Below are 15,379 nucleotides of genomic sequence, written 5' to 3'. Positions count from 1 at the left end.
TCGAGTGGGTCGATTACTATGCAAACCGTACACAAGGGAAAGGGATGATGAGTAGGATGAGGAAGCCATTAAGCTCAACAAGGATTATGCATGCTTCACTAGTGTTGGTTATGTCAGGACTCCTTATGGCAGGATGTACAACATCGAAAACGGAAGAGGAGAAAGGCACCAATCAAGCTGCCGACAAAGGCAATGTGAACGTAAATACGACAGGCCTTCCAATTATGAAAGAGCCAACCACGATCAAGATGATTGTGAAGAAGAGTGACTCGGACAAAACAACATGGAAAGATAAGGAGGCTATCAAAAAGGCGGAGCAAGAGACAGGCTTGAAATTTGATATTACTGAAATCCCCGGAATGGCTTGGAATGAGAAGATCGGGATTATGGTCGCATCTGATGATCTGCCCGATGTGATTGTTGGGGGCGTTCCAAATCTTTCCTTGTATACGGATTTCTTCTTGCCTCTGAACGGCCTAATTGACAAATACTCTCCAACCTTAGCCAATCTGTACACGCAGCATCCCGAATATAAAATTGCCGGGACTCTGCCGAATGGGAACATCTATAGCTTGCCTCTTCTGCAGACGACTGGAAATTATGCCAATGTTGCTTTTTCAGTCAATCAGGTTTGGTTGGATAAATTGAACTTGAAAGCACCGACGACAACAGATGAGCTGTACCAGGTATTGAAGGCTTTTAAGGAAAAAGATCCAAATGGAAATGGGAAGCAGGATGAAATTCCCTATAGCTTTTACAATGAGCAAAGTTATGGGTTAGATCCGATGTTATGGAATTTTGGCTTGGTGAACGACGGGTTGACGAACACGATGGTGGAAAAAGGCAAAGTCATCTTCGTGCCATCCGATCCTAGATACTATGACTACTTACTTTATATGAATAAATTGTATAAGGATGGATTGATGGATCCAGACGGGTTTGTTCAAAAAAATGCCGATTATGTTGCGAAGGGTAAAAAGGGAATCCTGGGCTTCTTTAATCATCATAGTTATGACGATATCGTCGTTGGAACGGACAAAGCCCAAGATTATGTCGACATTCTCCCGATGAAGGATAAAAACGGAAACATTACTGCCATGGGGAATAAGGTCCCAGGAGACTTTAATTACGATTCTTTTGTCATCAATAAAAAGACGAAAAACCCAGAAGCGTTAGTCCGCTTATACGAGTATTTCAATGCTAGTTTTGAACAGCGAATGCTGTTTTCCTTCGGTCCAGAAAGTGTCGTTTGGAATAAAGTGCAAGGCGATAAATGGGAAAAGGTTTCCAAGCTTCCTACCGGCTACAATAACTTTGCTGAATTGAGACATACCCAATCTCCGGGTATGAATGGCTTCTATCTGCTCACAGATGAAGACAATGCGAAACTCAATGTCTCGGATCCTCGTGACTTGAAGGTTAAGAAAAAGCAGGCGCTGTATACGCCGTATCTTAAGAAGGAAGTGATTCCGATGGGACAGGATACAGCGGAAGTGTTGAAGGAAAGAACGACGATGGCGACAGAGATCAACACGTACCTATCGAATTTCCTGGCTCAGTCCGTCATGAAGGGGATAGATGAAGCTGGATGGAAAGAACATCTGGATAAGCTGAAAAAGTTGAATGTAGACAAATATGTGTCAGGCTATCAACAATTCTATGATCGCTCACAAAAACTGATGGGGAAGTAAGGAGCGTAGAGCAATGAAGGCGATTATGCTCATGTTCGATACGTTAAATAGACACATGTTACCGACGTATGGCAGCGATTGGACCCATGCGCCTAATTTTCAGCGGCTAGCAGAGAGGACGGTCACGTTCGATAATAGCTATGTCGGCAGTATGCCGTGTATGCCAGCACGAAGGGATCTTCATACGGGCAGATACAATTTTATGCATCGCGGTTGGAGTCCGTTAGAGCCATTCGACGATTCACTGCCAGAATTGCTGCGGGAAAATGGTGTCTACACGCACCTAGTTACCGACCATCAGCATTACTGGGAAGACGGCGGGGCTACCTACCATAATCGCTATCAGAGCTATGAACTCATTCGTGGTCAGGAAGGCGATCTGTGGAAAGGGCATGTACGAGCACCAGAAATTCCGCCTCTTGCCACGGGGGATTCCCATGGACCTTTGGTGCGGCAGGACTGGATTAATCGTCAGTACATCAAGGAGGAAGCGGATTTTCCGCAGGCTCGAACCTTCGCCGCCGGATGTGAGTTTATTCGTAACAATCATCAAGAAGATCGGTGGTTTCTGCAGCTGGAGACGTTTGATCCGCATGAGCCATTCCATGCACCGCAAAAATATCGAGATTTGTACCCACACGAGTATACTGGAAAGCATTTCGATTGGCCGTTGTATCGGCAGGTACAGGAAACCAAGGAGGAAGTAGAGCATTGCAGATATGAATATGCGGCCTTACTTAGCATGTGCGATGCTCATCTTGGGAAAATACTCGATCTCATGGATGAATGTGATCTGTGGAAGGACACCATGTTAATCGTCAATACGGACCATGGATTTCTGCTAGGCGAGCATGATTGGTGGGCGAAGTCCATTCAGCCCTTTTATAACGAGATTGCGAGGACTCCATTGTTCATCTGGGATCCGCGAGTGCAAGCAAGAGCGGAGCGAAGGCAGAGTCTCGTGCAAATGATCGACATGGCACCCACGCTTCTTGATTATTTCGGCGCAGCGATTCCCGCCGATATGCTAGGGAAGCCGCTCGCTAGAACGATAGCTAGCGATGAGCCGGTGAGAGAAGCAGCCTTGTTTGGCATCCATGGTGGACATGTGAACTGTACCGATGGACGTTATGTCTACATGCGCGGACCTGCTGAGGCGAGGAACGGACCGCTGTACGACTATACGCTCATGCCTACGCATATGCGCAGCCGTTTCAGTGTGCGTGAACTGGAGAATGTGGAGCTGGCGGAACCTTTTGCGTTTACGAAGGGGCTTCGGACATTGAAGGTGAAGAGGACATTGCCTCGGAGCAAGGTTCTGGACACAATGCTTTTCGATCTTCAAGTGGATCCCTTACAGATAGCGCCTATTAAGGAGCCAATGATTGAAGAGAGGATGCTGGCGCATATGTGCCGGATGATGGAAGAACACGATGCGCCGCGTGAGCAGTATGAGCGATTGGGAATATAATAAGATGCCAGTAACAGGAACTCTGTTGCTGGCATTTTTTGTATTTGTTACATACCAATGAATAACGGTTGTGACCCTTTTATTTGTTTTGTATACTAGGCAATACTAGCTACTAACCATAAAGCGAGGCTGACACATGAAAATGTTACAATTTGCGGGTTTACGCTCGAAACCGCGTTCATTGAAATACCGGTTAATCATTATTCTTTTTATTAGCTCGCTTGCGCCGTTAGTCATCATTGGAAGCATCTCGTACTTCTCAATGTACGCGATTCTCCAAAATAAAGCAGAAGGCGGGGTCCTCAGCAATTTGCATCAAGTCAGAATCATGCTGGAAGATACGCTGGGTCAGTTAAATCATACGTCGCAGCAGCTCGCTTTTGATGGAAGAGTCGGCAAAAGCCTTGAGAATTACTTGGCAGCGGATATTTATGAGAAGAAGAGATTGAACGACGAGATTCGAAGTGAGCTCGGTTTGATTCATTTTACGAATCCGACCCTTGGCTTGCTGTTTTATTATTTTGAGAACGATAATCAAGTGTTGTTTGAGAATTTCAGCGTAAATACCAATACCAATTTAAAGGAGCTTCCGATTCTTATCAAATTCGATAAGCTTACTTATATGGGGCCGCATCTGTCTTTAAACCCGATTGATGGCAATCAAGTGCTATCGATTCTCCGTAAAGTGGAGCTGCCAGATCGTGATGATGTGTATGTCTACATCGAAACCAATTTCAAATTGGCCGAAAGTATTCTGAAAGACGAGGACCAGTTCGGCGGCAACTTAGTGCATCTGATCGTTGATAATCATGGGAAAATTGTATACAGCGAGAATTCGGTGGACTTTCCAGTAGGGGTGGAATATGACGATTTTAATGCGCACAACAATACAACGAGCAAATATAAAATGTTCGAGGAAACCAGTAACCAGACTTGGAAAGTAATGTCAGCAGTTCCGAATTCGGTCTACAATCTCGAAGTATATAGATGGATAAAGCAGTTTGCTTTTTTCGCTATTTTAACTCTAATCGCTAGCTTCTTTATTGCTTGGATCATTTGGAGAACGGTATATCGTCCGCTTAATCTCCTAAGTACAGATATTCGTAATGTCAAAAGCAGCAATGATGTATTCCCGCGAAGACAATCACAGATCTCAGAGTTTGCTCTCATTTATAAAGAGTTTGCGGAGATGAGAAGTCGAATTTTTGAACTAATTACCGAGGTGGAACAGAAGGAAAAAAGTAAAGCATTTCTTGAAGTTGAGAAATTAATGACCCAGATTAATCCGCACTTCATCCATAATACACTGGATACGATTCGATGGCTGGCTCGTGCGAACGGTCAGAAAGATATTGATCGATTGGTGTCTACCCTGAACAAGGTACTTTATTATAATCTCGGCAAAGGCGGCCCTGCCAAAATTAAGGACGAAATTGATGCTCTGAAAAATTATGTGGAGCTGCAGGGCATCCGATATAACTTTCATTTTGATGTCAAAATTCAAGCAGATTCCAAGGCATTGGAATTGCCAGTTCCCAGGTTTATCCTTCAGCCGCTAGTCGAAAATGCTTTATATCATGGCTTAGGCGACAATGGTGTGATCGAAGTCAATGTGATTGAAGACGGCGAATCCTACGTCATTATTGAAGTGACGGATAATGGTGATGGCATGACCGAGGAAGACATTGCCCAGTTGATGAGTGACAACACAATCGAGAAGAAGAAGGTTGGCATGGGGATTGGACTGCAATACGTATACCGCATGGTGAAATTTCAATTTGGCGCAGGGGCAAGTTTTGATATTAAAAGCACAGTGGGCTCAGGGACGACGATCGTACTTCGTCTTCCAATAGGAGGAGTAGAACAATGATTAAAGTTATGGTTGTAGACGACGATCACTTGGTGCGCAAAGGGTTCATCACTATGATGCCTTGGCGGGATCATCAATTAGAAGTTGTAGGTGAAGCTGGCAACGGTAAAAAAGCATTGGAGTTTTTGGAGAATAATCAGGTGGACTTGCTGATTACCGATTTAGCGATGCCTGTGATGTCAGGGATTGATTTAATGCGGAGTGTCAAAGAGAAGTACAAGGATATGAGTATGGTCGTATTGACGTTTCATCAAGATTTTGAACTCATTCAGGAAGCGCTGCGTTTGGGAGCACTGGATTACATAACGAAGGTAGAGCTTGAGCACGAGCAGATGGATGAGGTATTAAGAAGGATTGTAAGTAAAATAAAAGAGCAGCATATACGGACAAGGGACACGCATGTACCGCTACCCCATTTGCATGACTTCGAAGAAGAAGATGAAGGGCCTTACTCACCAGAAGTGAATGCAAGTATATGGAAGGCCGTAGATATCATTCATGCGGAGTTCCAACATGAGCTTATGTTGCCGGATATTGCGAAAAGGGTCAATATGAGCCGCAGTTATTTCAGCCGCTGTTTCCGGGATATTGCGGGGAAAACGTTTAACGATTTTGTCCGAGAAGTACGGGTGAATCATGCGAAGTCCATGCTGGCACAAACAGGGAAATCGATTGGATGGATCGCGACGCAGGCGGGTTATCCGAATGAGAAATATTTTAGCAAAGTATTTCGAGAGCTAACAGGCATGCTGCCAGGCGAGTTCCGCAAGAGCCAAGGTTAAGGTTGATAGGAAATCTTAAAGTACTAAAGTGAGAAAAAAGGTCACAAATCGTCTCCTAGAAAGTGCACTTTCGTCTACTCACTGTTCCAGGGAGGAAGATTACGAGACGATTTGCTCCGAATCATAAGACAGAATTCGACCCGCATGCCTTTCATTTTCTTTAAGATATAAATGTAAGGTCATTAAAGAGGAGGGGCAGTATGAGAAAGAAAAAAGCACTGATTTCCATGATGGCAGTAATTGCAGTTTTAATGACAGCGTGTGCAAACAACAACGAAAGCAGCACAACCAAAGAAAGCGCACCAGCGACAGCGGATTCGAATGTGAAGGTTGATCAATTCAAGATGCCGAATCCAATTGAAGTTACTACATTCAAGAGCTTGAGCCCTGGGGCGAAGTTGCCAGCTGGTGATACTGTTGAAAGTAACCAGTACATGAAATATATCTCCCAAAAAACGAATATCAACTTCAAAATCTTATGGTATGCGGCTTCGCAAGATCATGAGCAAAAAATGAAGTTGGCTATCGCAAGTAATGATCTGCCAGACGTTATGCTTGTGAATGAGCAAATCTTCCTAGCATTAGCTGAAGCTGGTCAAATCGAAGATTTAACGAAAGTTTATGAAAAGTATGCTTCTCCACTAGCAAAAGAGCTATACGCTTCGACAAACAATAAATCGCTTGAAAAAGCAACCTACAAAGGCAAGTTGATGGGTATTCCGAACATCAGTGTTCAAGCGGATGCGGCGAGTATGGTGTGGCTGCGTAAGGACTGGATGGATAAATTGGGCCTACAACCGCCGAAGACCATTGACGATGTAACGGCGATTGCTAAAGCATTCGTAGAGAAAGATCCAGATGGTAACGGTAAAGCTGATACAATGGGGCTTGCTGGTTATGAGAAATCATTGGCTGTAAACGGTAAAGCACAACGTGGGGATTTCAAAGGTATCTTCCAAGCGTTTGGCGCATATCCATCAGGCGGTATTGAAGGGGTTACGAACTGGGTTAAAGACAGCTCAGGCAAACTCGTCTATGCGTCCATTACACCTGAAACGAAACAAGCGCTAAGCAAAATTCGTGATATGTATGCAGCTGGTGCAATCGATAAGGAATTTGCTCTGCGCAAAGAAATTAACGAAAATATCGTTTCTGGTAAATCCGGTGTGTTCTTCGGTCCTTGGTGGTCCGGCGGATTGGCTGCCGATGCGATGAAGCTGAATCCAAAAGCTGATTTCGTACCGTACCTAATCCCTGATGCTAAAGGTGTAGTAAACACGATGATGGTTCCTGTAAGTAACCAGTTTATCGTTGTGAAAAAAGGCATGAAAAATCCTGAAGCTGCTATGATCTACGCGAACACTTTCATTAACGCACAACGTAAAGTAGATCCAGACGCTTTGAAACTTGACTTCACAGTGAGTGCTGAATACTGGCCGATCGGTAATGCAACATTCGACTTCGCAGATGCCGTGGAAAGAAAATCCGATGTGCTGAAAAAGGCGTTGGGTGGTCAAACGAAGCCAGAAGAGCTAAGCCCAGAAATGAAAGAATTGTTTGACAAAGCATCCCGTGACAAGGCTAATCCGAAAGCGGATTTGAAAGATTGGTCAGGTTACTTCGGTTACACAGCACCAGCAGATTTGCTTAAAACGAACATGAATAAGGTGTACAGCGAATTTACAGCAAACACGAAAACAATGGAAAGAAAATGGGCTAACTTGCAGAAGTTGGAAAAAGAAACGTTCTTCGGAATCGTAATGGGCGAGAAGCCGCTTGACGCATTCGACAAGTTCGTTGCTGACTGGAAAGCACAAGGCGGCGACGAAATTACGAAAGAAGTAGCGGATGAACTGAGCAAGTCCAAGAAGTAAACTGTAAATGAAGGAGCGCACCGCCTAAACCGATTGGTGGTGCGCTTTTTGTACAATTAGCATTGAAAAGTTTGGAACCCGAGGTGTATCGATAATGAAAATTAAATCATTTTACAAGCACTACCATTTGATGCTCTTGCCGGGTATTGTGCTTCTCGTCATTTTTCATCTTATTCCTATGTTCGGTGTCGCAATTGCGTTCCAGAACTTCAAAATTGGTCTGGGCATCTGGAATTCTCCCTGGATTGGTTTTGAGAATTTCACGTACATGTTCGAAATGGAAGACAGTAAAGTCATTTTCTTCAACACAGTATTTATCGCGGTTTGTAAAATTATTGCTCACTTGATCATTCCGCTCACATTTGCAATTTTGCTCAATGAAGTTCGTTTTAGCATCTTCAAACGTTGGGTACAGACGGTAGTTTACCTGCCGCACTTTATTTCTTGGGTTATCTTAGCTGGCGTTGTTATCGATATGCTGTCATTGGACGGTATTATCAATAGCACGTTGAAAATGTTTGGTGTTGAACCGATTATGTTTATGGCCAAAAACAGTTGGTTCCCGACCATTATTGTTACCTCTGACATTTGGAAAGAATTCGGATTTGCTGCCATTATTTACTTAGCTGCACTAGCAGGCATTAATCCATCACTATATGAAGCCGCTGAAATGGATGGAGCTAATCGCTTGAAGCAGTTGTGGTATGTGACATTGCCAAGTTTGGTACCGACAGTTGTGCTGTTGGCTACCTTGAGTATAGGAAATATTTTGAATGCAGGTTTCGATCAAATTTTCAATATGTATAATCCGCTTGTTTACAAATCTGGCGATATTATCGATACGTATGTATACCGCGTAGGTCTTGTGCAGGCACAATATGGTTTAGCTACTGCTGTTGGTTTAATGAAATCGTTGATTGGTTTTATTCTCATCATTCTTTCCTACAAAATCGCTTATAAATTTGCAAATTACAGAATTTTCTAATGAAGCAGGTGAATACCCATGGTACGTAATAAAACCTTATCCGCTCAGGTAACCGAAGCTTTACTGATACTCGTTATGTTGATCATTTCGTTCATGTCGCTTGCACCTGTAGTGCATGTATTCTCCGTCTCGTTTAGTGATAATGCGGCAGCGGCAGGCGGGCTCGTCAAGTTTTGGCCTGTTGGTTTCTCCATAGAATCCTATCGCAAAATTTTGGAAGAGCCGCATTTCTTCAATGCTTTCCTCGTTTCCGTCAAACGCGTATTGCTAGGCGGTGCAATTAACTTCGTTTTGACCGTGATGATGGCATATCCGTTGTCTAGAAGTAACAAAGAGTTCCCATTCCGCTCTGTCTATATGTGGTTTATGTTGTTCACGATGCTATTTAGCGGTGGAATTATCCCTTTATATTTAACGGTTAAAGCATTAGGTATGTTCAACAGCCTCTGGGCTCTTGTACTTCCGGGAGCTGTCCCTGTATTTAACGTTATTCTATTGATGAACTTTTTCCGTAACTTGCCGAAGGAGCTCAGCGAAGCGGGTTACATGGATGGCGCAGGCCCTTGGTATATGATGGTTAGAGTCTTTTTACCACTCTCCTTGCCAGCGATGGCAACCGTTACGCTATTCAGTATCGTTGGTCATTGGAATGCGTTCTTCGACGGTATGATCTTTATGCGCAGTGCGGAATTTTATCCGCTGCAAACGTATATCCAACAGCTTGTTGTAAGTCAGAACGCGATGTTGGAATTGGATTCGTCCAAACTTGAGATGTTAATGAAGGTTTCAGACAAGACGCTAAATGCTGCTAAAATTGTCGTTTCGATGGTTCCGATTCTTATTATCTATCCGTTCTTGCAAAAGTACTTTATCCACGGCATTATGCTTGGATCTGTGAAAGAATAACTCATACAAAGAGGTGTAATTCGGTGGATTGGAAGGTCATGACATTCAATTTGCGTTACAACGAGCCGAAGGATGGGGCCAATGCATGGCCTCATCGGGTCCAACGTGTTTCTCAAACAATTGAGAAGCACGATCCCCTTCTTTTTGGCACACAGGAAGGTTATCACAGTATGCTGACAGAGCTTCACGCAGAGCTGCCAGCGTACAACTGGATCGGCGTAGGTCGATTTGGCGGGCACGAAGATGAGCACAATGCGATTTTCTATAAGCGTGATGAGCTCGAAGTGCTGGAAGAAGGGCATTTCTGGCTATCGGAAACGCCGGAAGTAGCTGCATCCAAAAGTTGGGACAGCATGTTCCCAAGAATGTGCTCATGGGTTCGATTCAAGCATCTGACCAATAATAAGGCATTTGTCGTGTATAACACACACTTGGATCATCGCGGTCTAGAAGCGAGAGAAAATGGTGTGAAAGTCATTTGGAAGTATATCAACGCTCATAAATCCGAGCATAACGTACCAGTCGTGTTACTTGGAGACATGAACAGTCATCCAACCACCCCAACGATTCAGTATCTAAGAGGTGCGTCCGAAGGTGATGGACCTAATGGATGGTTGAAAGACGCATATACCGTATACAAAGAAAGCATTGGCCGTACTGCGCACGACTTTAAAGGCGGATCCGATTCGGAGCCGATTGATTATATTTTTGTATCACCTGAGGTAGATCTGCTTGAAACGATCGTCGATCGCAGTCAGATCGATGGTGGCTATCCTTCGGATCATTATCCGATCATTGCATCTGTGCGCTTATCCTAAAACGAAGCCAAGCAAGGAGAACAACCGATGAGACCAGAGGAAAGAAAACATTCAGTGATGACAGTTACGCGCAATATTGCCCATTCGGAGCAAAGCGCTTATATTGAAGTACCTTTTGAAATGCCTGAGAATGTTGAAGAGCTTGTCGTCACCTTTGTCGTTGAATCACACGGTAAACATAGAGCTGTCATCGACCTGGGTCTGAGAGATTCCGTCAGATTGAGAGGCTGGAGTGGCGGAGCGCGTACAACGTTTCGTGTTGGACGGGATACAGCGACGCCTGGCTATTTGCATGGCGACTTAACGCCAGGGGATTGGGCGGTTGTACATAATGCTTACAAAGTACCTGAAGAAGGCTGTTCGGTTCATGTGACGATCGAATTTTTGTATAAAACCCCTCGTTGGTTGAAAGGGGATCTGCACACGCATAGCTTGAATAGCGATGGCAAGTTCACGCTGGAAGAAAATGCGGCCATTATGGAAGAGCTTGGCTGTGATTTTATTGCCATGACCGATCATAATACGGTCGTGCAAAACATGACTTATCCACGTAATAAATCAGTTCTTATGATTCCTGGTATGGAATTTACAACGAACTTCGGGCACAGCAATTTCTTGGGTGTTACGGATCCGATCCTTGATTTCCGAGTGAAGGACCAAGATGATGTGAATGCCAAAATTGCAGAAGCCCGTGCTAACGGAGCCAAAATCGTCATCAATCATCCGCATTGTGAATTTTGCCCATGGGAATGGGATTTTGCTGTTGATCATGATTGGGTTGAGATTTGGAATGGCCCGTTTGCAGATCGGAATGCTCGCGCACTGAACTGGTGGCACAGCCAACTGGTTGCTGGCCGTAGATTAGTTGCGGTAGGCGGCAGCGATGTGCATCGTCCGGATCCGTATGTGAAGCATGCGATGCCGTGTACGTGGGTGTACGCTTCGGAGAAAACCGTTGATGGCATTTTGAATGCCATTGATAAGGGACATGTGCTGATTACGTATGCACCGGAAGGTCCTTTTGTAGAGCTGAATTGCAGCACCTACATGGTTGGCGATGTGGTTCCTGCAGGTGAGACTAGCAGAGAAATTTCGTTCCGTGCCGAGGATCTGCGCATTGGAGATACAGTTAAACTCATTAGCAACAAAGGCGTGGAAAAGGAAGTTGTAGTGTCTGCACAAGGAGAACTTGCAATCCAATTAGATGCGCAGGGAACATCGTTTGTACGCGCAGAAATTTGGCGACATTTCAATGAAGTCAACCAGACACTATTAGCTGCAGTAACAAATCCGATTTACTTTAACTAACCTAGACATACGCATCAGATAAATAGAAGCATCTCGGATAAAAGGAGTTCAGACCATGGCGCAAAACCTTGAGAAAATTTACGTTGTATTCAAAACACACTTTGACATTGGATTTACCGGTTGGGTATCCGATGTTGTAAAGCGATATCGTACGGAAATGCTGAAAGACGTTATCGATATTTGTGAAAAGACAGCTCCGAATCCTGAGCATGAGAAATACGTTTGGACAATGTCCGCATGGCCGTTAGAGCAGTCCTTGGAGGGTAGTTCGCAAGAGGACCGTGAGAAGGCGCTTGGGTTTGTGAATAATCGTCAATTGATCTGGCACATGCTGCCATATACGACACATACCGAATTCTGTGGTCTTGAGGAATGGATTCGCGGAATGTACGTGTCCCGAAACTTGTCTGAGCAGTTCGGTTATAAGCCGAAAGATGCCAAAATGACGGACGTTCCTGGTCACACGTGGTCTACGCCATCCTTACTTGTTAAGGCAGGCGTAAAAATTTTGCACTTGGGCTGTAACCCTGCATCCACACCGCCAGATGTGCCTCCTGTGTTTTTCTGGGAAGGACCAGACGGAGAACGCTTATTGACGTTTTATTCAAAAGGTTCATATGGTACTGGCATCCTTCCCCCAGAAGAGTGGGACCATCCTGTATGGTTAGCCATGATTCAAACAAGCGATAATCACGGCCCGCACGATCCTTCCTACATCCAAGAGATGAAGCAAGAGATCGAAGAGAGCGGTCTGGATGCTGATTTACATATCGGCAGCCTGTCGGATTTCGCAGAAGATTTCCTCTCGCGCAATCCTGATCTGCCTGTCATTCGAGGCGATATGGCCGATTCGTGGATTCACGGCGTAGGCACAGCGCCACGCGAAGTTTCTCGCGTCAGAGAGCTGCGCAGCCGAATTACAGGTGCGGAAAGCGCACTTGCTTTTGCCAAGTTGAATGGGGACGATGTGCTCCAAGCTGCTGAGGCGAAGAAGCAAATCGACAAAAGCTATGAATACACACTCCATTTCGGTGAACATACATGGGGGATGGACTGCAAAACATTCCTTTTCCCAAGACGCTATGACAAGAAAGAGTTTCTGCAAGATAAGCAAAGTGAACGCGTTCAGCGCATGGAACATTCCTGGCAGGAGCAGCGCGACTATTTGAACACAGCAGAAGCTGCGTTGAATGAAGCCATTCAACTCGTCAGCGACTCAGATCAGCCAGTGGCATATCGCGTCTACAACTATCTAGGTTGGAAACGGGATGCGCGCGTGTTACTGCCGAAGGAACAACAGCCTGCAGCTCATGAAACGTTGATCGATTGTGAAACGGGTCAGCCAGTGAAGCTGGTTGTTAATGAATCTGGCGTGTGGGCTGAAGTGAACGGCCTGCCTGCTCTGGGCTATAAAACATTGGCAATTGCAGCTAGCTCAGAAGAAGCTGCTGCTACTGTGACCGAGCCTGTAGAGACAGCTGTCGAAAGCGCAATCCGCGGTTTTATGACAGACGAGGTAGCGATTATTGAAAATCCGTATCTACTCGTGAAGGTTTCCAGAATAACGGGATGGATTCAAAGTATTTGGGATAAACGCTTGCAGCGTGAATTCGTGAATACCGAAGCGGAATTCGGTTTTGGACAATACGCGTATGACATTTACAGCTCCAGTGAGATTACTGCTTTTATGAAAAAATATGCGTATCGCTTCTACGACTGGGGCGTACACGATTTTGGAAAAACGAATTACCCAGAGAACCAAAAAAGAGTGTCATTCACGACTGCTGCGCCTGAACTGGAGCTTGTCCAAGAAGGGGATAGCGTTCGGATTACTTGCTTAGCGCAAGGTGAGCGTGAGTCGCTTCAAGAATATGGCAACGCGCGTAAGATCAACTGGTCCGTCAGTTTGCATGCAAATTCACCTTATTTGGACATCGAATTGCAATTGAAGGAGAAGGAAGAGACACCTAAGGCAGAATCCGGTTCTCTTGTATTCCCTCTCAAATTGGATCAAGCCCAATATCGAATTAATAAAATGGGTGCGGTAATCGATCCAATTCATGATCTTGTTCGGTCTTCCAGTACGTTACTCAACTGCTGCGAGTACTTCGTTGATGTAACGGATGGTCAAGGCGAAGCCGGAATGAGCATCATTCCGATGGATTCCCCACTATTTTATATCGGTAAAAATGGAATGTGGGACTTTGAGCATCAGTATAAGCCAGAGAAGCCTGAGCTTCACTTCAATTTGTTCAACAACATGTGGGGAACGAACTTCCCGCAGTGGACCGGCGGCGATCTGCGCTACCGCTACCGACTCATTCCGCATGCAGGCAGTTGGTCGGAAGCTGAGGTATGGAAACAAGCTGAGCAGACTTTGAACTCCGTTGTTGCTGTAACGGTCGCTGACAGCAAAGCAACGGATGAGCCTCAAGTGTTGGAGCTATTGCCACAAGGTTTGGACGGTGCGGCGGTGACGTGCTTCAAGCCTGCAGAGGATGGCGAGGGCTGCATCTTGAGATTGCGTGAGTGGACGGGTACGGCAAGACAGATCGTCATCACATTGCCGGCCTCCATTTCCCATGTATACACGACAGATTTGTTGGAATATACGCAAGGTGAGCTTGCGATCACAGAAGTAGGTAATGACAGCGGAGACAAGCAAGTGATTTTGCAATCCAAGCCTTTTGAAGTGCATACGCTTCGAATTGGTTAGGACGTTTAGGAGGATATCAGGGTGAAGGTTCAATACGGCATTTCTGCCATCAATTGGGTGAACGAAGACATTAAGGAATATGGCAACCACTACACGGCAGAGCAAGTGCTGAATGATATGGCAAGTCTCGGATTTGAAGGCACAGAATTTTGCCGTAAATTTCCGCGTGATGTCGATGCGCTTAATGAGCTATTAGCTAGTAAAAATATGGTTCTCACTTCGCAATGGCGGTCTGTTCATTTCAGTAATATTGATCGACATGAGGAAGAAATGGAAGCATTTCGTGCGCATGCCGACTTTCTGAAAGCGATGGGTTGCAAGCACGTGGTTACCTGCGAATCTAGCAATAAGACGGAGGATTTGGAGAACAACAAAATCCATATCACACCTTTGACAGATGAGCAGTGGCAGCATGTGGTGGATGGCTTACATAAAGCTGGCCAATATTGCAAAGATATCGGCATGAAGCTGGTCTACCATTTCCATGGCGAGACGGTTGTTGAGACCGAAGCGGAAATTGGACGCTTAATGGATATGACAGACCCTGAGCTGGTTTATATGTTGTTCGATACCGGACACGCGTATTATGGCGGCTGCGATCCTTTACAACTTTTGCAAAAGCACTATGACCGTATTGCCTATATTCATTTCAAAGATGTTCGTAAAGACGTATTGGAACAGCATCTGAAAGATGGTTTCCGTTTCCGTGAAGGCGTTCGTAGAGGCGTGTTTACGGTACCAGGCGACGGTTGTATTGACTTTAAAGCGATTTGTGATGAGCTAAAAAGTCGCAATTACGAAGGCTGGATTATCGTTGAAGCCGAACAAAATCCAGAAGTTGCGAACCCTGTTCAATACGCTGAAATTGCACGCAATTATTTGAAATCCATAACAGCATAACACGGCACATGTTGCCCCTGGCGCTTAATGCATCCAGGGGCAATGTTCTAACCTACGC

At 45.0% G+C, this 15,379-nt stretch carries 11 protein-coding genes; all 11 read left to right on the top strand.

Annotation, left to right across the window (positions count from 1 at the left end):
• Positions 1-56: 56 nt before the first annotated feature.
• Positions 57-1,691: a type 2 periplasmic-binding domain-containing protein gene (locus tag AC58UX_RS05315; RefSeq protein WP_497250221.1), complete on the top strand. Its 1,635-nt coding sequence runs from the start codon at positions 57-59 to the stop codon at positions 1,689-1,691.
• Positions 1,692-1,704: 13 nt separating this feature from the next.
• The gene (locus AC58UX_RS05310; RefSeq protein WP_497250219.1) at positions 1,705-3,162 is read left to right on the top strand and encodes a sulfatase; all 1,458 of its coding nucleotides are present in this window, start codon (positions 1,705-1,707) and stop codon (positions 3,160-3,162) included.
• 136 nt (positions 3,163-3,298) lie between these two features.
• Entirely contained in the window at positions 3,299-5,032 is a 1,734-nt protein-coding gene (locus tag AC58UX_RS05305) for a sensor histidine kinase (RefSeq protein ID WP_497250217.1), read from the top strand.
• Complete coding sequence (locus AC58UX_RS05300; protein ID WP_497250215.1) at positions 5,029-5,814, top strand: response regulator transcription factor; 786 nt, start codon at positions 5,029-5,031, stop codon at positions 5,812-5,814. Before AC58UX_RS05305 ends, AC58UX_RS05300 begins: the two co-directional genes overlap by 4 nt.
• Positions 5,815-6,014: 200 nt before the next feature.
• The gene (locus AC58UX_RS05295) at positions 6,015-7,688 is read left to right on the top strand and encodes an extracellular solute-binding protein (RefSeq protein WP_497250213.1); all 1,674 of its coding nucleotides are present in this window, start codon (positions 6,015-6,017) and stop codon (positions 7,686-7,688) included.
• 94 nt (positions 7,689-7,782) lie between these two features.
• Positions 7,783-8,673, top strand: a complete 891-nt coding sequence (locus tag AC58UX_RS05290; protein ID WP_497250211.1) for an ABC transporter permease — start codon at positions 7,783-7,785, stop codon at positions 8,671-8,673.
• 18 nt (positions 8,674-8,691) lie between these two features.
• Positions 8,692-9,579, top strand: a complete 888-nt coding sequence (locus AC58UX_RS05285) for a carbohydrate ABC transporter permease (RefSeq protein WP_497250209.1) — start codon at positions 8,692-8,694, stop codon at positions 9,577-9,579.
• 23 nt (positions 9,580-9,602) lie between these two features.
• The gene (locus tag AC58UX_RS05280) at positions 9,603-10,397 is read left to right on the top strand and encodes an endonuclease/exonuclease/phosphatase family protein (RefSeq protein ID WP_497250207.1); all 795 of its coding nucleotides are present in this window, start codon (positions 9,603-9,605) and stop codon (positions 10,395-10,397) included.
• Positions 10,398-10,424: 27 nt separating this feature from the next.
• Entirely contained in the window at positions 10,425-11,705 is a 1,281-nt protein-coding gene (locus AC58UX_RS05275; RefSeq protein WP_497250205.1) for a CehA/McbA family metallohydrolase, read from the top strand.
• Positions 11,706-11,760: 55 nt separating this feature from the next.
• Complete coding sequence (locus AC58UX_RS05270) at positions 11,761-14,421, top strand: DUF5054 domain-containing protein (protein WP_497250203.1); 2,661 nt, start codon at positions 11,761-11,763, stop codon at positions 14,419-14,421.
• Positions 14,422-14,442: 21 nt separating this feature from the next.
• Complete coding sequence (gene iolE, locus AC58UX_RS05265; protein WP_497250201.1) at positions 14,443-15,321, top strand: myo-inosose-2 dehydratase; 879 nt, start codon at positions 14,443-14,445, stop codon at positions 15,319-15,321.
• Positions 15,322-15,379: the final 58 nt, after the last annotated feature.

The organism is Paenibacillus sp. J22P90 (genome assembly GCF_059692195.1).
Note: the sequence above shows the minus strand (reverse complement) of the source record. Positions and strands in the feature narration are given on the sequence as shown.